Raw genomic sequence first — 21,879 nt, forward strand, 5'->3', positions numbered from 1 at the left:
ATTATACGGTATTCCAGTATCGTTATGCCTTTAAATGTAATGCATATCCTTATGCCAATAGAACAAAATTCTATGAAGACTCGTCAAGAAAGAAAGTCCTAAGAACAGCAGACAGCGCTAAATTCTTTGGAAGCAGACCAATACCGGCAAGTTGTCGGCCATAAAAACGAGGTGAAAATATGCAACAAGAAAAAACAACAGTTATTAATAGGATAATAAAAAGATATATCCTTTTGTTCCTTGTTTTATGTGCGTGCTATTTCGTTTACATGGGGGTACTGGGGAACAAGTTTACTGTGATTCCACTGGTTATTTTCATTGTTGGCTCTTTAATTGGCGAGTTCATAAGAATAGGGAGGATAAAAAGATAGGAGGTTCCACCTTCTATCTTTTTTGTTATGGTTTTTCTAAATAAAAGAAGAATTTTATTCAGAAATTACATATAGTCTCACCAACTTACTTTGACATACTGATTAAGATTCAAAGAATGCGATTTTATTCATTATTGAAGCAGCATTAGTGATGAACAAAATATAAGTGCTATTTGCTGTTTTAATCACTACCCTATCCGTAGATCCATAAGGAAACCCAATTTTTTTGGCCAAGAAATACATCGTTAATTTCTTTGATTGAAATTTCCATTTTGAATAGTTGCCAATTGATTATTAAGTTTTCTTTTGATTTTTCAACTTTGATTCCCAGCATAAACACATTCCCTTTTTGACTTGAATTCAGTGAAATTTTAACATGATCTGATCAAACATAGACTGAAAAAAGAACATGCTGTGGACTATATTTATGAAAAGGCAAATAAAAGACCATATGCTTATTCTAGCGCCCAAAAAATAAAACCACAGTGGAATTCTTGAAGGGAATAAAAAGACCGCCGTTTGATGGTCCATCATTTCAACAAGGCGATACATCAAATTCTCTCAAATAATTGAAATGCATTTATTAAAACTAAAATTTATAGTACCAAAAAATTGCATTTTCATTTGCTGTTGGAAAGTTTGAATAAAGCATAGTATCGACTGCACCTATTACAAAGTTATTTTTGGCATAAAAATGACAAGCTGAAACATTAATATCTTGTGTTTCAAGCATAAGACCACTAAAGTTATACTCCTTTGCCCACTCAATAGCTTTATTTAATAATGCCGTCCCAACACCATTTTTTCTATAATCTTTTGCAACAGCAATGTCTTCAATTAGTGCATATCCATTCCAATTAGAACGAAGCTTAATCCGACCAACGCAGTTGTTTTCAACGTAATAAAAAAATACAGCTTTCTCCTCTTCTTGAATATAACTGATATCAATTTCATCATCTTCATATTTCTTGAAATAAGGTTCAGAAAATATCTCTTCTGTATATTTCCAAACATTGTTTTTAAATGTTGGGATAATTCTACCTGATACAATGAAACTTTCGTTTGGTTTATTAAAATCCTTCATATTAAATTGAGTCATTTTAATTATCACATCAATCTGCCTCCAATCGAAATTGATTTGTAGTACAACTTGTATTATATCGTTATTTTCACTTCGACTTTTTTCATTTATTCTGCCTCTTTTGCTCAAGAACACCTAGATTCTATTATATGTCATTTATAGGATGAATCAATAACCCCTTGCGAAAACAGTTTTTATAAAAGAAGCCAGAGAGTATGTGAGGGAACTCTCAGGCCTATAGTGGCTGATATATCACAGACAAGATCATTATTTGTACTGCATCTTCTGAAAAACTTTACTTGAAACAGGGATGCATAAGGGAGAAGAAATATTCGGGGAAACAAAAACATAAGAATTTAATTCAGCAGCTCATTAGCAAAAGAATTAACAACATACATGTACTATATAATTTCTTTCAATTAGGCGGAAAGTCCTTAAAAGCGGTTTATTTTACCTGTGATAATTATACCAAACACTTGTTAAAAAGAGCTTGGACATGGAAGGTAAATGTTGGCTTTTTCTTTATGAAAAATATGCATTTTCTCGGGCTTCCCCTTTTCCATTTTTATAATTGATTATTTTTGATATTTTGATATATCACGCAGCCACTAAACAAAAAAAGTGGTGGCGATTTTGGAAATGAAAAGTCCAACAGCGCCACCACGTCCTAAAATTATATAATTTTCATCAAATCAAAAATCTTAATTACATACGGATGCTACTTGCGTAACGTTTTCCACCCTCTTTGGAAGTGTAATACTCTCTAGGGACATTGTGTCTATTGGTAGTATGGTAACTCACAAGAATCTTATTATTAGCTCGGCTAGTAACAATAGCAGTGTGCTCCATCCAACCATCAGAACGAGGAAGACCTATTTTATTCCTAGTATCATAATGATATACATCACCAAGCTCAACATTCGTATAAACGTCTTTTACAGTTTTCATTTTTATGCCGCCAGGTTCTAAAATATAGTTTCTAAAAGAACCTGCATTAATCCATGCATTTGTATAAGGCTTCCACTCTTTGAAATAAGGCATTGAACCCGCTCTTAAAGCCTGAGATACAAAGTTAGTACAGTCTCCATTTTTATAATATTTATAATTTTCATTTGGAGAAAAAGCATATTTGTCAGCGTATTCCATGGCTTTCCAACGATTATATCCTTTTACAGCAGATGCAGAGACTTCCGCCCCGTTGATCTTTTTTTCAGATTTTTGTTGCGTTGACAGTTCCTTATTTTCTTCAATTTCTTGCTTGTAATTCTTTAAAAACTCATCCAATTTTATATTTGACGAATCGTCACCTTCATTCTCATAATGAAGCGTAGAAGATTTTTTTGTCTTAGGTGCCACTTTGCTTTCTGATGAAAGACTTTGTTTCTTGGAAACATTATTATTAGAAATCTCTAATTTAATATTGTCCCCTAACCCTGTATCTACTTTTTCTTCACCAAAAACAAAGTTTCTAACAATATAGGCCTCTACAAATGTTTTATTGTTTTCTTCATAAGTAGTGACATCACTAATTTTATATGTAAATTCATGCAGCTTTTGTTTGTCAACTGTGGTGAAAGCATAATACAACAAAACACCTTCATCAGAATCAGTTAATTTTGAAACATCTTTATGAGCAAAAGGCTCACTGTTCTCAAAATCTCTTTTTTGTTGTTCTAACATTGTATTAAGCTCTTTCATACCAATGTCATTTGATACATACGTTCTACCTTTTTCTTCATTTTCAGAAGACGCGGCAAATACATGATTCGACAAAATCAGTAAAGGCAACAGGCAACAAAATAAAGAAGTCAACAGAACTTTTTTCTTAACACCATCCATGTTTTCAGAATATAGGAAACTTTTACATTTACACCAACGGAAATATGGCATAAAATACATGAATAATAAAACGTAAAATCAAATACAAAAAAGGATAGTAGGAAAAAATGAAAAAAAGGACCAAAATATTGCTATCTATTTTAGCAACAGTATTAATCATATTAATTTTAATGCCTCCCCTTTCACCAGTTTTTTTCAATACTTCTTCAGAAAAAGGAGCCATAAGACATGAAATCTATAAAATGGGATACCCATACCAAAGCTATTTCACAATCCTTCAAAAAAGGGAAAGTGACAAATCATCAGGGAGTCTTTATTCTTTGATGTTATTTAATGCTTGGAAAAGTGAAACTGGTCAAACTCCTTATCTCTGTTATTCAAAGAAAGTAACAGAGGACGAATACAAAGTTGATTGCGGAACAGCACCTTAATTAGTTAAAAGACCCTCTCTATGAGAGGGTCTTTTGCCACTTCAATAATGATTCAAGTTTTGCTTTTTCTTTTATTTTATTGAAAGACACGTTGGAAGGACCGACGAAGAATTAATAGAAAGACTGAGAACTGATCCTAACCCACATATTACAGCTTCATCTACTTTCAAAGACAGGGCTACCGCTGAGAGAATTGCTAATTCAGTTTTAAACGATCCAAAAAATATAAAGAAAATCGAAAATTGGATTGATGATCCTAAAAAACCTAAATTAATGTTAAGATACAAGGGCGATGGAGAAATAATCGGTAGAAGTGTATCAAGAAATTCAGAACTAGTAGAAAACGTTACAAACGCAAAAATTATACTCAAAAAAGATAACAACGGTAACTTTATTCTTACAGGATATCCAACCAAATAGAAAGAGAGGAAGTATCATGGATGAAAGTTATGATTTCTTAGACGAATTAGAAAATTTTTTAGGTGCAACATTTCATCAAGATATCCGATCCCCTGAACACGCATTAGACGAATTTATTGAGGGAAATTAGTAAAGAAGGTTTGCTATTTACAGTAAAGTATTGCGAAGAGTTTCTAAATAGCGATCAAACTAAAGAAGAAAAGGAAGACATTATAAAGTGTAATGCAGAAATATATTTCCCGACAATTGGATTACCACCTATTCCTAGCCGTTTCAGAAACCCCGTACTTTTTTTTTACTTTGAAAATATCTCCGTTATCATACGGTTCCTCGTCTTGAACATCAGCGTCTACGATAATTACCTTCTCACCAATTTTTGCCTTTCTTTTGACCTCTACATATTCGCGCTTGATGCCGCCAAGTGTTTCGTCAGCCAGTACGTGAACATTTTGATTGCTTTTCGTCATTTAAATTTCCCCCTTTTTTTAATTTCCCATTTAAATTTTCACCTTAATTTCCAATAGGTTAATTGTAAATACCTTTGTTGCTTACTAAGTTGAATGTCAAATTTATTTTAATTAATGGAGGAGATAGTTATGAATTATTTACTTGATTTATTCTTTAATTGGTTGTTTGAAAAGAGCTTGGATAGTTTTATTGCTGTTGTAATTTTTCTTGCATTTAATCCAAAAAAGAAGTACCCCGATCACTTTCAAGATAAACAGCGTTTCAGGCTATAAAGACGCTATCTGTAATTTACTCGCTACCTGTAAAATCTAAATCTTTTGCGGGTAGCGTACCCTTGAGTTATCTGGTTAAAAACTATCTTTTATTTAGATATCGTTATTGAACTCCAATCAAACGTTTCGAGAATTTTAAGCAACCTTTCAACTTTTGGCGCTCTCCAAGATGTCATCGCGTACGTATGAGCTTCTGAAGTATAATGATGCTTATTCAATTTGAGTGGCTCTTTGCTTCTGCTTTTGTCAAAAACATTGTATCTGGTTGTATAATGTGAACCTTTCTTTCTGGAATTAGTTCTGCTCCTTCATCAATGTATTTTTGAATCCACTCAATGACATCGTCATAGTCATCCTCAATTTCTTGCAACTCTATAAGGGCTTCCTTAGACAGCTCACTATCATCTTTTATTTCTTCTAGATAATCATCTAAAACATATGATTCTGCAATATATGGCAGGTATACAGAATAGCGTTCTGCGTTTTCCTCCCGAGCTTCAGCCCATTCATAATCACCGACTGTCCAATACCGCGGTGAAGCTTGACAATCGTTGTCTTGTGTTTTCAACTCATTCTGAAGCTCTTTTAAAAACTGAATATCTTGATTCATTCGTTTCCTCCTATCTGTTTAAAATCACGATTTTAACTATTTATGATCCATTATTCACTTCCAAAGCAACTTCCATTTACCTCATAATTAATGTATAAAATGTTAATGGAGTTGATATAATTGAACCCTCGAAAAATTTTATTGAGTTCTGCTTTAACATTTGGCATGCTAATATCCGCTGTTCCTGCCTTGGCAACAAGTTCTTCGTCTGAAGTGGTAGTAAAAAGTGATGAATATGATTATGACACCATATATCAGCTTAGCCCAATACCAAACTTCAAGCCTTCTATTGAATACAACGGATATACTTATACTCTTACAAGATATTATTTCGATTACTCAATTCAGTTTTATACGGCTATTTATACAAAAGTTGTTTAAATTTAAAGGTAGGGGCTTTTTAGCTCCTTTTTTCTTGTTTTAAGAAAGGCATTTCTTTTTATGCTGTCTTCTATGTACAAAATCAAATGCAATATCGACTTTTTCTTGTTTCTGTTCTTTAGCTGCTCGCTGCGTAACAACAATTAGTTGACCATTTTCTTGGCGATCAATACTCTGAACTGAATGTCCTTTAGCAGCGTAATATTCTCCGATAATCTCATCAACGTGGTTTCTAAGAAGATTCCTCTTTATCACTAATATAACCTCCACTTATTTTATTTTTATTCTATATTTTTTATGATTCCATCCTATAATCCATCTCTCCATTTGCCTTCTCATCTATCACGACATTAACCGACACACAATTTCCATATATATGGGAGTAATTTCGCTATTTCCCTATCCGTCAAAACCATATAATGTAATTGCAAGAAAAAATTATAAGAATGGGGGATTTACATGAGTTACAAAAAAGCATTAACAGGTATTGCATTATCTGTAGGTTTACTTGTTTCAGCATCTCCAGCATTCGCTGCAAGTACAAGCCCAAGCCCGGATCAGGGAATAGCTAATGTTGCAAGTGATGATTTTAAAGCTCAAGCTATCACTTGGGATTTACCTAGCAGTACAGGTATTTTTGCCAACTCATTTGAAGACGGCGGATATCGCTGGTATTTAAAAGGTATTACGAAAGTTTCAGATGGATATTGGATTGGGCACTATGAAGGTGTACGAATATAAGATCGCAATTGGGGGCTTCTAGCTCCCTTTTTAAATTCAATGTTATTCAATATTATTATTGATTATTTTGTCCAGTCCTCTCTAGATAAAATAATCCTTTTATTGTGATTCTGTGATCTTAATTAGAAATCTCATTCTTTCCTTCTTTGTTCTTGTTGAATTGTAGCTTTCTCTTAAAAAGTCCTGAAACCTGTGAAATGGGATAGGTACTAAACCAAGGTTTCTCACTTGATTACAATAACCCCCATAGTATTCTTGCTCATATCCTCTCTGTTCAGATCTGTAGTTAAAAGGATTCAATGCTTTATTATCTCCCGCTGGGTTATTAAGGTGTATAAGATATATCCAATTCAAAGCTATAATCGGGATGAAGCCTCCATAGTTGATGCCCTAAATGAGCTCTTTGGGCATAATTTAAGCAGTCCTTGTGCCACTTTTAGTTCCATCATAAACAGCTACTATTGCTTCACTGTGATCAATCATGTATTCATTTCGTTTTTGCATCTTAGCTGGTGAAAACTCTCCTGGTTCATCTCCACTAACTTTATATTTATCTAATTCTTCAATATTAATAATCTCATCTGCTACATCAAGCATACGTTTATACCACATTTTTTGATCTGCAGACCATACTTTATCTTGTTCTTTGAAAATAATGTTTGGCATAGACTCATCCTTCTTATGTCAATTTTAAAGCTGGATTATAATTAACCCAGCTAAACAGCTTTTTGATTTTAAAAAAGGCTTTTCCAATCATAATCATATTTATCCATGGGCACAAAGTTTCAATAAGGTGATGGGAAAAGCAACGTTCGAATTGTTGCTTTTTTCTTATGATTGACCGCCTTATGTTTTTTTGTGTACGGATTTAAATCACATCTGCTTTCAACACCTTGATAAACTCTTGCGCCGCCGGCGTTATTTCATCAAAAGAATGCGCGATAACGCCAATATCACGGGTGATCCGCGGAAAGATGTCTTTTTTGATCAATTGATGCGGGACAGATGACAGTGTAAAGTTTGAAATAATGCCTATGCCCAAGTTGTTTTTGACCATATTGATCAAGGTTTCGGCATTTTGCACAGTTAAGTTTTCCTTTAATTCAATGTGGTGCCGCTGAAACGTGTTTGACATCGCAATTTCATGACCGCCTTTGCAAAAAATAAGGTCATCTTGATATGTTTTGAGGTCAACATGCTTTTCCTGTTTTAATTCGTCATATTGCGGTGGGATGACAGCCACCATATAGTCTTTGCACAATAGTTGATGGTCAAACGGTTCAAATGGAGATGCTGCGACCCCAATATCAACCGTTCGATCCTCGACCCATCCTTTGATTTGATCAGAGGTCCCTTCGACCAATTCTATGCGGATCAGCGGGTAGTTTGATCTGAATGCCGCAATCGCCTGCGGCATGATATTTGTTGAAACAGCAGGAAATGAACCGATTTTCACCTTCCCGCTTAACAGCTTGTTTTCCCGGTTGGCTACTTGATATATTTTGCTTTCAATCCCCTTCATTTGCCTCGCCAGCAGCAAAATTTCCTTTCCGACATCAGTCAGCATTAAACCATGATGTTTATCTCTGATCAATAATTTCAGCTGCAGCGAGCTTTCCAGATTTTTAATCGCTTTGCTAACCGCTGGCTGAGAGATGAACAATTCTTTTGCCGCTTCGGTAATATTCAATTTCTCCCCGACTTTTACAAATATGTGAAGGTGGTTCATGTTCATAACCATTTGGTTATACCCCCAATAATAAAAATGTATTTCAGTTATATATAAATGTAACATATGATAGAAACCAGCACGAATATATAAACAAGAAAGGCGGCTTTATAATGGTAAAAGTCATGCTGGGAATCATATCTGTCACACTTATTTGGGGCTATACTTGGGTAGCGATGAAAGTTGGAATTCATGACCTCCCCCCGCTTTTGTTTTCGGCTTTGCGCCTGTTCATCGGGGCGGTTCCTTTATTTCTCATTCTCTTCATTCAAAGAAAGAAACTTTCAATAGGAAAAGCACATGTCAAAAGCTATATCATCATGAGCCTGCTAATGGGTCTGGGTTATATGGGGATCTTAACGTATGGAATGCAATTTGTTGATTCAGGAAAAACCTCTGTTTTGGTGTATACGATGCCTATATTTGTTACGGTGATCAGCCATTTTACATTAAACGAAAAAATGAATGTGTATAAAACGATCGGGCTGATAAGCGGCTTCTTCGGACTTTTATTTATATTTGGAAAAGAAATGCTGCATGTCAATCAAAGCGCTTTATTTGGAGAACTATGCATCCTTGCGGCAGCGCTTAGCTGGGGAATCGCAAATGTGTTTAGCAAGCTTCAATTCAAGCATATCGATATCATTCATATGAATGCCTGGCATCTTCTGATGGGAGCCGTCATGTTATTGGTTTTCTCCTTTATATTGGAACCGGTGTATTCAGCCGAGTGGACATATCAGGCGATATGGTCATTGGTGTTTAATGGTTTGCTTTCCACCGGCTTTACATTTGTCGTATGGTTTTGGGTACTCAATCAAATCGAAGCGTCAAAAGCATCCATGGCACTAATGTTCGTTCCCGTATTGGCTCTATTCTTTGGATGGCTGCAATTGCACGAACAGATCACCATAAACATCATCATCGGCGCACTGCTGATATGCTGCGGCATCTTTATGAATACATTTAAATTTTCACGACAGAAAGTGTGAATGTATATACATTTCTCGGGAGTGGTATTTAGTAATAACAATTTCCAAAGCCTTTAGAGAAAATGAAAGATTTCTATACAGCGTTTTTTATAAAACCGAAAACGACAAATACATCAATCCAAAAAATAATTTAAAACTATTTCATACAGCTTCAATCAGGAACCCGGCTTGAGCAAATGAGACGGTCGGATCTGATGCGGGGAAATTGAAAAAAAGAGCATGTAATTTAATGCTCTTTTTGTTTTAAATTTGTTTAAAATACTTCGTTATCTTGATCCCTTTGCCTCTCCAATAATATATAACGTGTTAAGGTTTAATAAAAACTTCATTAGGAGTGGTTCTTTGCTTAAAGCTTCAAAAATTTTTATTTCATGTGCAGCTTTGATACTATGTGTGTATTCTCTATATAGTCAAAGTGAATTCCTCTTGATTTCTCTCCAAGTATTAGTTGCACTTCTCTTTGTTTTAGTGGGAGTGGAATCACTTTCAAATAAACAAACAAGGTCAGGGTATTTGTTGTTCGGATCAGCGGCCTTTATACTTGTTGTGAACGTTGTAAAATACGTGATTTAAGTTAAACAAAGGAATGTGGAGTCCCAGAACCAATACATTACCGCAGCGACAATGCTCATTATCGATTCTTCGCTTATTGGTTTTCCGACAGTTATTTTTGTATTCTCTTCAGGCAAAATAATCGATTTAATCATCCACTTCAACCCAATCCAAATTTATTTTCACTGTTGTGCCCTCAAATAACTTCTAATCACAAGATTGAATATTATTCGTTAATACACTTGGCCCCAACTGTTGAGTTCTAGAATTAGAAAGACGTACTTGAACTTTAACATTCTTCATTTCGGCTGTAATTAAGTCAAATCTTCCCGCCCAACTAGGGCTCTCTTCCTCAGGAGTAGGATAAAGTTTAAACCGCCAACTAATCTCACCAGGTTTAGTAGCAAATCCTTCGTAACTGTCGTAAGTTCCAAAAGAAGAAGGAGCAGGAAGATGGACAGCAAGAATGCTTATATTGGTTCTGGCAGCACTCGGTGGGTTCAATTGCACCTTATAGATTAATGCTACACCTTTAGCATTTTTAAAATTTTTATCTACCGGTTCCAGTATTACACTGCAAGGCATTGGACTGGCGTTTGTTTGAATGGGATAGGCAACAATAATACTCAATAAGGATAAAACTAAAATAAATCGTTTCATTGAATGTTCCTCACAATTTTTTAGTTAATTTTCCTTATTTCTGGATTGATTATTCATATGTATTTCACCAATTCCAACTGTACACATCAGGCCAAACTCTCTCCACATGCTACTTTGTATTGCTTTGGCATTTCTTCAGGATCTTCTTTTCCTGCATCTAAAAAAGATTCATCAATTGAATAAGTGTGGACACATTTTTCAGGAACAAATCTGTAAAACAGTTTTGTAATCTCAGTTGAAACTCTGATGAAAAGCTTCATTTGCGGATTTACAATGTGTATTCTTGGATCTTCAGGTATCTCAAAAAGTCTCGATCCTGTTTTGATTCCAAAATCTTTTTTAAGTGCAGGAGATGCAGCTAACACTACACTTCCCTGTCCATCTATGTCTCTACAAACTTTGATGCTAAGATTTGGTTTACCCTGAGCTTTAAAAACATCTATATACTTATTTTGCAGCTTTTCGGATACTACTTCCCCCAGGCTCTCCAGCTCAAATATCATTTGTTTAAATTCTAGATTTATATCCTTTTTCAGAATCTGTAAATAACCTTCATCGAGTGAACTTTGATTTTTCTGTTTCTTAAGTAACTATCTTAAAACTTTCCACACAGTGTTGTCCTCCCTTGGCTCATGTTTCGCATCTCCTGCTGTTAGAACACAAGTTTCCCACAATAATAAAGATGGCTGCTGTTTACCTTCCTTTTTTATTGCGGAAGTATGAACGGCAGCCTTATTGATTTAGAATACCCAAAAAATAATCACAAGCCAGGAGATAATCAAAGTTAAAATGAACCATTTTTCCTGCAAAGAAATTAAAGCGTAGCAAATATAAGAGATAGTTAACATCACAATAGAAGTGATCTTAACATACCATCCAATAGATTCATTGGAGAATGCATAAACAAATAAAGAGATAAGAACAAGAACCATAAATATGTTCCCTACAGTCTTTAATATACTCTTTTTGTCATCAAAGTTCATAATTTCAACCTCCAAAATATGTATATTATACAGCATCCAGATAGTCATAAGCATTAAAAAACTTGAAAGGATGATTGTTAGTGAAAAAAACAGTTCTAACTACCCTATCTCTCGGACTCCTATTCTCAACAGTGGCTCCACTAACTAGCCATGCAGAATCCATCTCAGAACCTACACCAAGTTATATCACTCAGGTTAATTCAACACCACTTCAAGAATTAGTTAAAACATCATCAGTTCCAGTCATCCAAGAGAATGAAGAAATTTCAATTCAAGCTGTACCACCATCAACAAAATGGAAGGTTGTAGATCATTTTAGAGGGAACTCTAAGAACATAGACACTGCAGCTGAATTAGGAGCAAGAATTGCTGCAGGATTACCTGGCCTTAAATACTCCTGGGCTGGTATATTCGCTCAAGCTGTGTTTGGAACATTCTATCACAAAAAACCAACTCGTTATTACTCAACAACCCAATACTTAGCCTACGACAAAAAGTATAGATACACAATCGTTGATATGTACGTCTACAAAGACAGTAAATATAGCAAACAAATAGGTTATGATTATAAAGTTTTCAGAACTCCTAGATAATGTGTTAGATATAAAGCCCTTTTAAAGGGCTTTTTAGCTTTTTTAAACAAAAGGCCAGAGAGTATGTGAGGGAACTCTCTGGCCTATAGTGGCTGATATACCAACTATGATACATATACAGGATACTTTAAATTTAGGATGTATTCAAGCAGCTTTTAGGTTTAAATAAAATGGGAATTTTATTTAGAGTCAAGAGGAGAAATTCACTTCAATATATGCTAGAGACTTACTTATCTGAATTTTTTGATTCCCTCAAAAAACTAAGTGCTAAAATGGGATATGTTACAAACGAAAGGTGGAATAATATGGCTAGTTTCAGAAAAAGAGGAACTACATGGCAATACAGAATAAAACATAAAGACCCTTTAACTCAAGAGCCAATCGAAGTCTCCAAAAGTGGATTTAAAACAAAAAAAGAGGCACAGATAGCTGCAAGACAAGAAGAGCAAAGATTGATAGGTGATTTAGAAATTAACGGAGGAGAAACCCTTTTAAAGCATTATCTTAAAGATTGGCTCGCTCAATACAAACAAGGTAATGTTAGGAAAAACACTTACATTCTTCATGAACGAAATGTTAATACAAAAATTCTCCCCTATTTTAAGTAAAAGATATTAAACCCTTACGTTATCAAAAATTTATTAATTATTTAGCAGACCAGGGATACAGCAAAAGAACAATTGAAATCATTCACGGGACAATGTTCAACGCTTTAGCTACGGCAGTAAAGCCTCTTAAAAAAATTGAAGAAAACCCATGTGAAGGGGTAACAATTCCAAGGGCTAAATCTAAGAAAAAAGAAAAGTTAGAATACATTAAGTCAGATGATATTTCCCTCTTCCTTAAATTTGCAAGACAAGATAATTATTTGTACTATATCTTCTTTAAAACTTTACTTGAAACAGGAATGCGTAAGGGAGAAGCAGCTGCTTTACAAAGAAAGGATATTGATCTAAAAAATAACTTCATCAACATTAACAAATCATTAGACTTTCAAGTTAAAGAGGGAGAAGAAATATTTGGAGAAACAAAAACATATGAATCCGAAAGAAGAATTAAAATTAGCAATTCATTAGCAAAAGAGTTAACAACACACATGAACTATTTAAATGATAATAGAATAGTTTTTAATGAGATTTACGAACATGAATTAGATCTTGTTTTTTGTAGACAGGATGGAAAACCTTTACCAAAGTTCAATGCACTCAATCGCATTCTGAAGAAAGCTGGATTAGAAAAAATGCCAATTCATGGTTTAAGACATACTCATGCTGTCCTTCTTCTAGAATCAGGTGCAAGTATGAAGTTTGTTCAAGAAAGACTCGGACATAAAAATATAACCATCACATCGGACGTATACTCTCATATATCTGAGAAGCTTGAAAATACATCAGTGGATGGTTATGAAGAATACATGAATTCACTTTTGTCCTAAATTTTTTTAATTTTTTTGGTGGTCAAAAAGTGGTCAAACTAGTTGTTTCTAGTTATCCCACTTGACTTGGCCACCTAGTTATTAATCTAAAACCCTATCAAATCAAGGTTTATCAGATTAATACTGAGACATATACTGTTCGCGTTCCCAAGGATGTACTTGCGTGCGGAACATATCCCACTCGATTTCTTTTGCTTCGATGAAGTGCTCGAATAGGTGCTCGCCTAGAGCTTTGACCATCACTTCGTTTGATTTGAATTCGTCTAATGCTTCAGCAAGTGTTGCAGGAAGGTCGACGATTCCGTTTTCCATGCGCTCTTCTTTGCTCATCACGTAGATGTTGCGGTCGATTGGAGCTGGCGCTTCTAGTTTGTTTTTGATTCCGTCTAAACCTGCAGCAAGCAAGACGCTAAGTGCTAGGTACGGATTCGCAGCTGGATCTACGCTGCGCACTTCAACACGTGTGCTGATGCCGCGGGAAGCCGGGATACGGATAAGCGGGCTTCTGTTTTGCGCGCTCCATGCAACGTAGCAAGGTGCTTCATAGCCAGGAACAAGACGTTTGTAAGAGTTCACTGTCGGGTTTGTTACTGCTGTAAAGCTTGTTGCATGCTTCACGATACCTGCAATGAAGTGTTTCGCTGTTTCACTTAACTGAAGATCTGCGTTTGCATCATAGAATGAGTTAACGCCATCTTTGAAGAGTGATAGATTACAGTGCATACCTGAACCGTTCACACCGAACAACGGTTTTGGCATAAATGTCGCATGCAGACCGTGTTTGCGGGCAATTGTTTTAACAACTAGTTTAAACGTTTGGATATCGTCACAAGAGCGGACTGCACCAGCATATTTAAAGTCGATTTCATGCTGGCCAGGCGCTACTTCGTGGTGAGATGCTTCGATTTCAAAGCCCATCTCTTCAAGCTCAAGAACGATATCGCGGCGGCAGTTTTCTCCCAAGTCAGTTGGAGCTAAGTCGAAATATCCGCCTTTGTCGTTTAATTCAAGAGTCGGTTCGCCTTTTTCGTCTAATTTGAATAAGAAGAATTCAGGCTCAGGTCCTAGATTGAAATCACTGAAGCCCAGGTCTTCCATTTCTTTCAGAATCCGTTTTAAGTTGTTTCGCGGGTCACCTTCGAAAGGTGTGCCATCCGGATTGTAAATATCACAGATGAAACGTGCTACTTTACCTTTTTCAGCTGTCCATGGGAAGATAACAAATGTATTTAGATCAGGATACAGGTACATATCTGATTCTTCGATGCGAACGAAACCTTCAATAGAAGATCCGTCAAACATGACCTTATTATCAAGTGCTTTTGGAAGCTGGCTTACAGGAATCTCAACGTTCTTGATTGTTCCAAGAATGTCGGTAAATTGCAGGCGGATGTACTTGACGTTTTCCTCATTTACTAATTTTACGATATCTTCTCTTGTATACTTTGCCATTTCGTAAAACTCCTCCTCTAAAAGGTAAATGTATATAGCAAAACAGTTGCTAACGGATTAATGAAAGAAGCGGGACATGTCGCCTTGACGGAATGTATTTCCTCTTTGAAAACGGCCGGCTTGCATAAGCTCGTTTTTCAGGAGCTGTCTCAGTTCGTCATCAGACAGATCATGTTTCATTGGTTTCTTCGTCTTCTCATTTTGTTTCTGTTCCGGCTCAGCCGAAGCTTTCGCCAGAATTTGTTTAATTCCTGCCATGTTTACACCTTGTTCAATCAGGTGTTTAATTTCTAACAGTTTATCTACATCGTGAAATGAGAATAATCGTCTATTTCCTTCGCTTCTAGCTGGAAATATCAGTCCATTTTCCTCATAATACCGAATTTGTCTTGCTGATAATTCGGTCAATTGCATGACAATTCCTATTGGAAATAAAGGCATTGAGCGGCGAATGTTATCACTCATCTCAATTTCCTCCTTTTCTTAACTTAGTTTCATTATAGGTGATGTTATATTTTGTGTCAATAACATGTAAGGATTCTTAACATGAAATTCAGTGAAAATTTTAAACTATTCAAATTAATTTCTTATCCATTAAAGAATCCACTGCACTGCATATGGCATTTTTCACATGCGCATAGGTTAATCCTCCCTGGACATACGCTACATATGGCGGGCGGATAGGGCCATCAGCTGATAATTCAATGCTTGCTCCTTGTATAAATGTGCCCGCTGCCATAATCACATCATCTTCGTATCCCGGCATGTAGGCTGGATAAGGCGTCACGTGGGCATTGATCGGCGATGCATATTGAATGGCCTGGCAAAAGGCAATCATCTTTTCTCTGTCGGAAAACTCAACGGATTGTATCAAATCTGTTCTTTTCGCATCCCATTTCGGGTTTGAAGTGAAGCCCAGTTTTTCAAGGAATCTCGCTGTAAACACCGCTCCCTTTAAGCTTTGTGACACAACGTGAGGCGCCAAAAAGAAGCCTTGATACATTTCCTGGAGCGAGTAAAGAGACGCTCCGGCTTCCCGGCCGATGCCCGGTGAAGTCATTCGGTATGAACAAGCCTCGATCCATTCAGATTTTCCAACGAGGTACCCGCCTGTTTTGGCAAGACCGCCTCCCGGATTTTTAATAAGAGATCCCGCCATGAGATCGGCGCCTACATGGCAAGGTTCCAGCTCTTCTACAAATTCTCCGTAACAGTTGTCCACAAATACGATAAGATTTTCATTGATTTCTTTTACAAAGCGGATCATTTCTTTGATTTCACTAATTAAGAAAGAAGGACGATTGGCATATCCTTTTGAGCGCTGAATGCCGATCACCTTTGTCTTCGGATTGATAGCTGCAGCGACAGCATCGTAATCTATTTTTCCGTCTTCAGTCAGTTCAACCGCATTGTAACCGATTTGAAAATCCTTTAGCGATCCAGAATTTTCTCCGCCTCTGACGCCGACAATTTCTTCTAACGTATCATACGGCTTGCCTGTGATATAAAGCAGCTCGTCCCCCGGTCTGAGGACACCGAATAAAGCAATGGAAATCGCATGTGTGCCTGATATAATTTGAGGCCTGACAAGCCCGGCTTCGCCCCCAAACACTTCTGCATAAATGCTTTCAAGTGTATCTCTTCCGATGTCATCATAGCCGTATCCTGTAGACGGCGTAAAATGAGTGTCGCTCACCTTGTGTTTTCTATAGCTTTGAAGCACTCGCCATTCATTGCGTTCACTGATTTCTTCTATTTGTTTATGAACGCCGGCAATTTCCGTTTCCACTTCCATTGCTGTTTTTTTTAATAAATCTCCGTGTGTTAAAGTTTCGAACATGTCCTTGTATTCCCTTCTTACATATACTTCTTCAATTCACCGATGATACTTTGCTCTTCTTGTACATATCCCGATATGTCGTACTGTTCGTTTTCTTCATTAAAATGAAAACGGTCAACCATCGTTTCGGATTTGATTCTGGAGAGAAGCTTGCCCTCACTTGCCGGTACCTGCGCTTCAAAAGGCGTTAACAGTTCTTGGCGCAAATAACGCTGGATGGCTTCCTTAAACTTTTCAGCATCCTCCTCAAATCTTGCACTGACCATGATATGATTCTTTCCAACGGACGGGATAAAGTCAGGCAGCTTTTGATCGCGTTTGTTATAAGCCGTCAGCACCGGGATATCATCTGCTTCAAGCTCTTCCAGCAAGCGAAGCACCGTTTTTTCGTGCCCTGTGTACTCCTCATTTGAGGAATCAATCAGATGCAGAATCACATCCGCTTCTTTTACTTCTTCAAGCGTTGAGCGGAATGCAGCGATCAGTGTCGTCGGAAGATCTTGAATAAATCCGACCGTATCTGACAGGAGCACGCTGTAGCCGCTTGGCAGCACCATTTTTCTGGTCATAGGGTCCAGCGTGGCAAACAGAAGGTCTTCTTCATAGCTGTCAGCGCTTGTCAGGCGGTTAAACCACGTTGATTTCCCCGCGTTCGTATACCCGACAAGAGCGATTTGCAGCACACCGTTTTTCTTTCTTCTTTCCCGGTAGCGGCTTCTATGGCGAATGACAGCGGATAACTGCGTGTTAATTTCATGAATGCGATTTCTAATATGGCGGCGATCGGTCTCCAGTTTTGTTTCCCCCGGTCCTCTCGCGCCGATCCCTCCGCCTTGCCGGGAAAGGTTGATCCCCTGTCCAGTCAGACGCGGGAGAGCATACTGGAGCTGAGCCAACTCGATTTGAAGCTTTCCTTCTCTTGTTCTTGCTCTTTTCGCAAAAATATCTAATATCAATTGCGTGCGGTCGATGATTTTTACTTCAATCGCAGTTGCCAAGGACTTTAGCTGGCTTGGTGACAGTTCATCATTAAAAATAAGAAGATCGGCTTCAAGCTCTTCAACGAGCGTCTTCAGCTCTTCAACCTTCCCTTTTCCTATATATGTAGCTGCGTCAGCCCGGTTTCGTTTTTGCGTGACGCTGGTCAATACTGTTCCATCTGCTGTTTTTGTCAGTGATGCAAGCTCTTCCATGGAATTTTCAAAATGCTCATCTGTGATATGCGGCAGCTGACATCCGACTAAAATGGCCTTTTCCTGTCTTGTTTCTTGTTCGTTCAAATGGATGTTCCTTTCTATTGCATATTGGGCAGTAGTATTATCATACCAAACCCTGCATGTGTATACCACAAATCGATTGCTGTGAAAACAAGAAATACATTAGAAAAAAAGACCTCTCACAGGAAGAGGTCTATATCGAGCCAGCGGTATCTTCTTTAATTGAAAGATCTTGGCTTTTAATGGTCATCAAATCGCTTTTTAAGTATTGGTCGCCCATTAGAAGTCTCATGGCTTGCGCTCTGATCGATTTTTCTATGACATTTCTGACAAAACGGCCATTGCTGAATTTAATGGGACTTGTTGTGCTTTTGACTGTCATTAAGTAATCCTTTAATTTCCATTCAGCTTCCTGACTGAGCTGGTATTCCCGCTCTGCGATCATCCGTTTCGCAATTTCCATAAGCTGATTGACGGAATAATCCGGGAAATCGATGGAGATGGGAAATCTGGATTGGAGACCGGGATTCAATGATAAAAAATGCTCCATTTCCCGTGAATATCCGGCAAGAATTAAAATGAATTCATGCTGTTTGTCTTCCATATGCTTGACAAGCGTGTCGATCGCTTCTTTCCCGAAGTCCTTTTCGCCGCCCCTTGCAAGGGAATAGGCTTCGTCTATAAACAAAATGCCGCCTAATGACTTTTTGATTAAATCCCTCGTCTTTTGGGCGGTGTGGCCAATGTATTCCCCGACCAAGTCAGCACGTTCCGCTTCGATCAGGTGGCCTTTTGACAGTACGTTCATTTCAAAGAACAGCCGGCCGATAAGCCGTGCAACTGTCGTTTTCCCAGTTCCCGGATTCCCTTTAAACATCATATGCAGCGCTTGCTTTCCCACCTTCAAGCCCTGTTCCGCACGTTTTTGATTGACAAAAATCCAAGCGTATATTTCCTTAATGTTTCGTTTCATTTCCTCCATTCCAACCAGTGTGTTCATCTCTTTTTCTATTTCCTTCAAAATGCCGTGCTTAGCTTCGTTTTTTTGCAAAGCCGCTTGATATTCCGCCTCTGCCTCAGCGTTTGTCAGCACCTGCTTTTGTCCGTTAAGAATAATGTTGATCTGTCCGTTGTTTTTATAAGTCACAGCGCGCTCCAACATTTTCACCTCTCAGTTCTCTCTATATGATATTCAAGCGTATGCCTTATGTGACAAACGCCTATCATGTGTCGAAACAAATGCTTTTTTTCGGGAACAATGGGGAATCCTGCGCTTTCCCGAGAAATACTTTATTTCTTATTGTATTCACGAACACAGGGTGGACAAACCAAGAGATTTTATTTTCAGCAAATTTGTTAGAACAATTAGCTATGAAAGTGATATTTCTTCGATGTAAACCTCAGTTAGGATATTTTCAATGCGCAGATATGCTTGTGATGAGCTGAGGAATTTGTGAATTATCAGATATACTTCCCTTTCACTTCAGTAGGTTGACATGAAAGTAAACCCCAGTCTGCATGAACGGCGTCTACTTCAACAGCTGAGCTTCTCTTACTGTTCGTCAATTGTGACAGCTTTTCTTTCGGTCCGTCGAATTTGATTTCTCCCTCCTCAATCAGGATGATTCGTTTACATAAACGTTCAACGTCATCAATTTGATGGGAGGTGAGAAGAATCGTCGTTTTATGCTCAGTATTTACATGATGAAGAAATTGCTGTATTCTTCTTTTCGCAACGATATCTAAACCAATTTTCGGCTCAGAGAAAGAGGATTTTTGGGTGATGTATAAAAGCCAGCAACTTTTTGGAACAAACCCGGGTAAACACCCGGGAAATCAACTTTCCTGAGAGAAAAGCGGTGACTAAGGATGATGTCAAATCCCCATACTTCTTCAAATACAAATGCCAATAATCAGATGAAGACCTGGAGAGAAAATAATGGCACCGAGGAAAAGAGTGAGTATAAACGTTAACCCATGCAACCAAGAGTGAGTGATATTAATAGGAAACAAAAAGAATGTCTGAATGTTATTTCCATTGAGTACGTTCTGACTGACCTCCCAAACCACAGTCAAAAAGACTGAAGCAGCATGGAGACCGTTGTGTATGTCAGCATCATTTACAGAGATACCCCTCCGCTTTCTGCTGAATTTGATTGAATAACCACCTTTATTAAACCGACTAAAAGACAAACTTTTAGCAACCTTCCTGTCGCATCCTGTTGAATTGTGCGCTTTCCCGAGAAATAATTTTTCGGGTAACAGGGGTTATTTCCTCATTTTTCTGCCGGATGATAATCGTACAAGCAGAAGCCGTCTTTTTTCATATCCTGTAATGAGGTGATGGAGAATGGTTAAAATTTTTATTGATCCAGGTCATGGCGGGTCCGATCCAGGCGCAACAGGCAATGGTCTCCAAGAAAAAACGTTAACCTTGCAAATTGCTTTAGCTTTACGCACTATATTGACGAATGAGTATGAGGGTGTTTCTGTGCTGCTGAGCCGGACAAGCGACCAATATGTCAGCTTAAGCGACCGGACAAATGCTGCAAATAACTGGGGAGCCGATTTCTTTTTATCCATTCACATTAATTCCGGGGGCGGAACAGGTTTCGAAAGCTACATTTATCCGGGAGTCGGAGCACCGACAACGACTTACCAATCGGAGATTCACTCTGAAGTCATACAAGCTGTCGACTTTTCCGATCGCGGTAAAAAAACAGCAAACTTCCACGTATTAAGGGAATCCTCAATGCCTGCCCTGCTTACGGAAAACGGTTTTATTGATACGGTTACAGATGCGAACAAGCTTAAAACGAGCAGTTTTATTCAAAGCTTGGCAAGAGGACATGCAAACGGGTTAGAGCAAGCCTTCAGCCTTCAGAAAACATCCGACTCAGGGTTATATAAGGTTCAAATCGGGGCTTTTAAGGTTAAAGCAAATGCGGACAATCTTGCAAGCAGCGCAGAGTCTAAGGGCTTTGACGCCATTGTGCTCTTAAAGGACGGATTATATAAGGTTCAGATCGGCGCTTTTTCTTCCAAAGATAATGCCGATGCCCTTGCTGCCAGAGCTGAGAATACCGGGTTTGACGCTATGGTCTTCCTAGAATCATAATACTGCTGCGGACGAGCATTCCTGATAAAAAAACCCGGTTCCTCTTCATGAGAAACCGGGTTTTTTTATTCAAGAATGTCAACCACGAATTGCGACCATGTTTCCAGACGGTTATAAATGTCTGTTTGTTTTAGTTCAGAAATTTTCATCCATTTACCCGCAATTTGATCTTTCTCTTTGACTTCCACATGTGAGCCTGGCTTTAATTGAAGCGCAGATAGAATACCGATATGCACTTTGCCGACACTGTTGTCATCATCATTTATCAAACCTAATGTGACAATGGCCTGCTTATCCTCTTCTTCGATTTGCAGTTCTTCATCAAGCTCCCGGTCTGTGTTCAGCTTTAAGACCTCGGCAAAGGAAGCGGCTCCTTCAATATGATTCATATGGCCGCCGAAGCCAAGAGAAAGCTTATTGTGAAGACGTGATTCTCCGCCGCCAGCCAGCCGCTCATAAAGGAAAACTTCATCCTCGCGTTTAATGACGACATAAGGAATCGGCTGCTTATAATGAGGATCTTCTTCTGCGTCTCCCCTTCTCATTTCAGAATAGGCCGCCTCAATTTGAGCCATAATTTCTGCTACTCGGGCATCTTCACTGTTTACGCCTTGAAAAGTCAATTTTTCTTTTTTAAATACTTCATCGCGCGGAGCGACCAAAATGATTTCGTCCATTTTTCCCATGATTACTG

General features: G+C 37.8%; 21 protein-coding genes and 7 pseudogenes. 11 read left to right on the plus strand and 17 right to left on the minus strand.

Features of this window, described 5'->3' with window-relative positions:
* Positions 1 to 473: 473 nt before the first annotated feature.
* From DIC78_RS00475 to DIC78_RS00485, 3 genes and pseudogenes are all read right to left on the minus strand, one after another.
* Positions 474 to 705, minus strand: a pseudogene (locus DIC78_RS00475) (SunI/YnzG family protein).
* 255 nt (positions 706 to 960) lie between these two features.
* Complete coding sequence (gene satA, locus DIC78_RS00480) at positions 961 to 1,482, minus strand: streptothricin N-acetyltransferase SatA (RefSeq protein ID WP_024121525.1); 522 nt, start codon at positions 1,480 to 1,482, stop codon at positions 961 to 963.
* Positions 1,483 to 2,157: 675 nt separating this feature from the next.
* Positions 2,158 to 3,132 carry an amidase domain-containing protein gene (locus tag DIC78_RS00485; RefSeq protein WP_240671133.1) on the minus strand — a complete coding sequence of 325 codons (975 nt, stop codon included), beginning with the start codon at positions 3,130 to 3,132 and terminating at the stop codon, positions 2,158 to 2,160.
* A gap of 266 nt (positions 3,133 to 3,398) precedes the next feature.
* Here DIC78_RS00485 and DIC78_RS00490 point away from each other — a divergent pair, with 266 nt between their 5' ends.
* The 3 genes and pseudogenes from DIC78_RS00490 to DIC78_RS00500 form a co-directional block, all read left to right on the plus strand.
* On the plus strand, positions 3,399 to 3,722 hold the full coding sequence (locus DIC78_RS00490; protein ID WP_127695144.1) for a hypothetical protein: 324 nt from the start codon (positions 3,399 to 3,401) through the stop codon (positions 3,720 to 3,722).
* Positions 3,723 to 3,845: 123 nt separating this feature from the next.
* Positions 3,846 to 4,142 (plus strand): RNase A-like domain-containing protein, encoded by a 297-nt coding sequence (locus tag DIC78_RS00495; RefSeq protein ID WP_240671153.1) that lies wholly within the window; start codon positions 3,846 to 3,848, stop codon positions 4,140 to 4,142.
* Between the two features lie 16 nt (positions 4,143 to 4,158).
* A pseudogene (locus tag DIC78_RS00500) lies at positions 4,159 to 4,405 on the plus strand (contact-dependent growth inhibition system immunity protein); the annotation flags it as partial.
* On the opposite strand, the gene DIC78_RS00505 reads toward DIC78_RS00500, so the two are convergent.
* Complete coding sequence (locus DIC78_RS00505; protein WP_127695146.1) at positions 4,394 to 4,609, minus strand: hypothetical protein; 216 nt, start codon at positions 4,607 to 4,609, stop codon at positions 4,394 to 4,396. The pseudogene DIC78_RS00500 and the gene DIC78_RS00505 sit on opposite strands and share 12 nt — an antisense overlap.
* A gap of 129 nt (positions 4,610 to 4,738) precedes the next feature.
* Here DIC78_RS00505 and DIC78_RS21505 point away from each other — a divergent pair, with 129 nt between their 5' ends.
* Positions 4,739 to 4,882: a hypothetical protein gene (locus DIC78_RS21505; protein WP_164848131.1), complete on the plus strand. Its 144-nt coding sequence runs from the start codon at positions 4,739 to 4,741 to the stop codon at positions 4,880 to 4,882.
* 89 nt (positions 4,883 to 4,971) lie between these two features.
* On the opposite strand, the pseudogene DIC78_RS00510 reads toward DIC78_RS21505, so the two are convergent.
* Positions 4,972 to 5,492: pseudogene (locus DIC78_RS00510) on the minus strand (hypothetical protein).
* Between the two features lie 120 nt (positions 5,493 to 5,612).
* On the opposite strand from DIC78_RS00510, the gene DIC78_RS00515 reads away from it, so the two are divergent.
* The gene (locus tag DIC78_RS00515) at positions 5,613 to 5,873 is read left to right on the plus strand and encodes a hypothetical protein (RefSeq protein WP_101861265.1); all 261 of its coding nucleotides are present in this window, start codon (positions 5,613 to 5,615) and stop codon (positions 5,871 to 5,873) included.
* A gap of 39 nt (positions 5,874 to 5,912) precedes the next feature.
* Here DIC78_RS00515 and DIC78_RS00520 read toward each other — a convergent pair whose 3' ends face one another.
* On the minus strand, positions 5,913 to 6,134 hold the full coding sequence (locus DIC78_RS00520; protein ID WP_081638308.1) for a hypothetical protein: 222 nt from the start codon (positions 6,132 to 6,134) through the stop codon (positions 5,913 to 5,915).
* Between the two features lie 198 nt (positions 6,135 to 6,332).
* Between DIC78_RS00520 and DIC78_RS00525 the strand changes: the two genes are divergently transcribed.
* On the plus strand, positions 6,333 to 6,614 hold the full coding sequence (locus DIC78_RS00525) for an LCI fold-containing protein (protein ID WP_024121518.1): 282 nt from the start codon (positions 6,333 to 6,335) through the stop codon (positions 6,612 to 6,614).
* Positions 6,615 to 6,939: 325 nt separating this feature from the next.
* Here DIC78_RS00525 and DIC78_RS00530 read toward each other — a convergent pair.
* Positions 6,940 to 7,277: pseudogene (locus DIC78_RS00530) on the minus strand (SLOG family protein); the annotation flags it as partial.
* Positions 7,278 to 7,482: 205 nt separating this feature from the next.
* The gene (locus tag DIC78_RS00535; protein WP_024121516.1) at positions 7,483 to 8,355 is read right to left on the minus strand and encodes a LysR family transcriptional regulator; all 873 of its coding nucleotides are present in this window, start codon (positions 8,353 to 8,355) and stop codon (positions 7,483 to 7,485) included.
* 101 nt (positions 8,356 to 8,456) lie between these two features.
* Here DIC78_RS00535 and DIC78_RS00540 point away from each other — a divergent pair, with 101 nt between their 5' ends.
* The gene (locus DIC78_RS00540; RefSeq protein WP_127695148.1) at positions 8,457 to 9,335 is read left to right on the plus strand and encodes a DMT family transporter; all 879 of its coding nucleotides are present in this window, start codon (positions 8,457 to 8,459) and stop codon (positions 9,333 to 9,335) included.
* 342 nt (positions 9,336 to 9,677) lie between these two features.
* Positions 9,678 to 9,908, plus strand: coding sequence for a membrane protein (locus tag DIC78_RS21705; protein ID WP_024121514.1), 231 nt, complete (start codon positions 9,678 to 9,680; stop codon positions 9,906 to 9,908).
* Positions 9,909 to 9,940: 32 nt separating this feature from the next.
* Here DIC78_RS21705 and DIC78_RS22105 read toward each other — a convergent pair.
* The 3 genes and pseudogenes from DIC78_RS22105 to DIC78_RS00555 all read right to left on the minus strand — a co-directional run.
* A pseudogene (locus DIC78_RS22105) lies at positions 9,941 to 10,042 on the minus strand (hypothetical protein); the annotation flags it as partial.
* 52 nt (positions 10,043 to 10,094) lie between these two features.
* Positions 10,095 to 10,547 carry a YoqH family protein gene (locus DIC78_RS00550; RefSeq protein WP_024121513.1) on the minus strand — a complete coding sequence of 151 codons (453 nt, stop codon included), beginning with the start codon at positions 10,545 to 10,547 and terminating at the stop codon, positions 10,095 to 10,097.
* Between the two features lie 63 nt (positions 10,548 to 10,610).
* A pseudogene (locus DIC78_RS00555) lies at positions 10,611 to 10,930 on the minus strand (Y-family DNA polymerase); the annotation flags it as partial.
* A gap of 680 nt (positions 10,931 to 11,610) precedes the next feature.
* Between DIC78_RS00555 and DIC78_RS00560 the strand changes: the two are divergent.
* Together DIC78_RS00560 and DIC78_RS00565 are read left to right on the plus strand one after the other, a co-directional pair.
* A complete protein-coding gene (locus DIC78_RS00560; protein ID WP_127695150.1) occupies positions 11,611 to 12,123 on the plus strand; it encodes a hypothetical protein in 513 nt (170 codons plus the stop codon).
* 305 nt (positions 12,124 to 12,428) lie between these two features.
* Positions 12,429 to 13,558: pseudogene (locus DIC78_RS00565) on the plus strand (site-specific integrase).
* Positions 13,559 to 13,675: 117 nt separating this feature from the next.
* On the opposite strand, the gene glnA reads toward DIC78_RS00565, so the two are convergent.
* From glnA to spoVK, 5 genes are all read right to left on the minus strand, one after another.
* Positions 13,676 to 15,010 (minus strand): type I glutamate--ammonia ligase, encoded by a 1,335-nt coding sequence (gene glnA / locus DIC78_RS00570; protein WP_024121509.1) that lies wholly within the window; start codon positions 15,008 to 15,010, stop codon positions 13,676 to 13,678.
* A gap of 57 nt (positions 15,011 to 15,067) precedes the next feature.
* Positions 15,068 to 15,475 carry a transcriptional repressor GlnR gene (gene glnR, locus DIC78_RS00575; RefSeq protein WP_010334345.1) on the minus strand — a complete coding sequence of 136 codons (408 nt, stop codon included), beginning with the start codon at positions 15,473 to 15,475 and terminating at the stop codon, positions 15,068 to 15,070.
* 109 nt (positions 15,476 to 15,584) lie between these two features.
* Positions 15,585 to 16,850 carry a methionine gamma-lyase family protein gene (locus tag DIC78_RS00580; RefSeq protein ID WP_127695152.1) on the minus strand — a complete coding sequence of 422 codons (1,266 nt, stop codon included), beginning with the start codon at positions 16,848 to 16,850 and terminating at the stop codon, positions 15,585 to 15,587.
* Between the two features lie 17 nt (positions 16,851 to 16,867).
* Complete coding sequence (gene hflX, locus DIC78_RS00585; RefSeq protein WP_095713882.1) at positions 16,868 to 18,130, minus strand: GTPase HflX; 1,263 nt, start codon at positions 18,128 to 18,130, stop codon at positions 16,868 to 16,870.
* A gap of 130 nt (positions 18,131 to 18,260) precedes the next feature.
* Positions 18,261 to 19,229: a stage V sporulation protein K gene (gene spoVK / locus DIC78_RS00590; RefSeq protein ID WP_049809927.1), complete on the minus strand. Its 969-nt coding sequence runs from the start codon at positions 19,227 to 19,229 to the stop codon at positions 18,261 to 18,263.
* A gap of 1,188 nt (positions 19,230 to 20,417) precedes the next feature.
* On the opposite strand from spoVK, the gene DIC78_RS00600 reads away from it, so the two are divergent.
* A complete protein-coding gene (locus DIC78_RS00600) occupies positions 20,418 to 21,185 on the plus strand; it encodes an N-acetylmuramoyl-L-alanine amidase (protein WP_127695154.1) in 768 nt (255 codons plus the stop codon).
* Positions 21,186 to 21,250: 65 nt separating this feature from the next.
* Here the strand turns inward: DIC78_RS00600 and DIC78_RS00605 are convergent, their stop codons facing one another.
* Positions 21,251 to 21,871 (minus strand): hypothetical protein, encoded by a 621-nt coding sequence (locus tag DIC78_RS00605; protein ID WP_127695156.1) that lies wholly within the window; start codon positions 21,869 to 21,871, stop codon positions 21,251 to 21,253.
* Positions 21,872 to 21,879 lie beyond the last annotated feature (8 nt).

It is taken from the genome of Bacillus halotolerans (genome assembly GCF_004006435.1).
GTDB classification, from domain to species: domain Bacteria; phylum Bacillota; class Bacilli; order Bacillales; family Bacillaceae; genus Bacillus; species Bacillus halotolerans.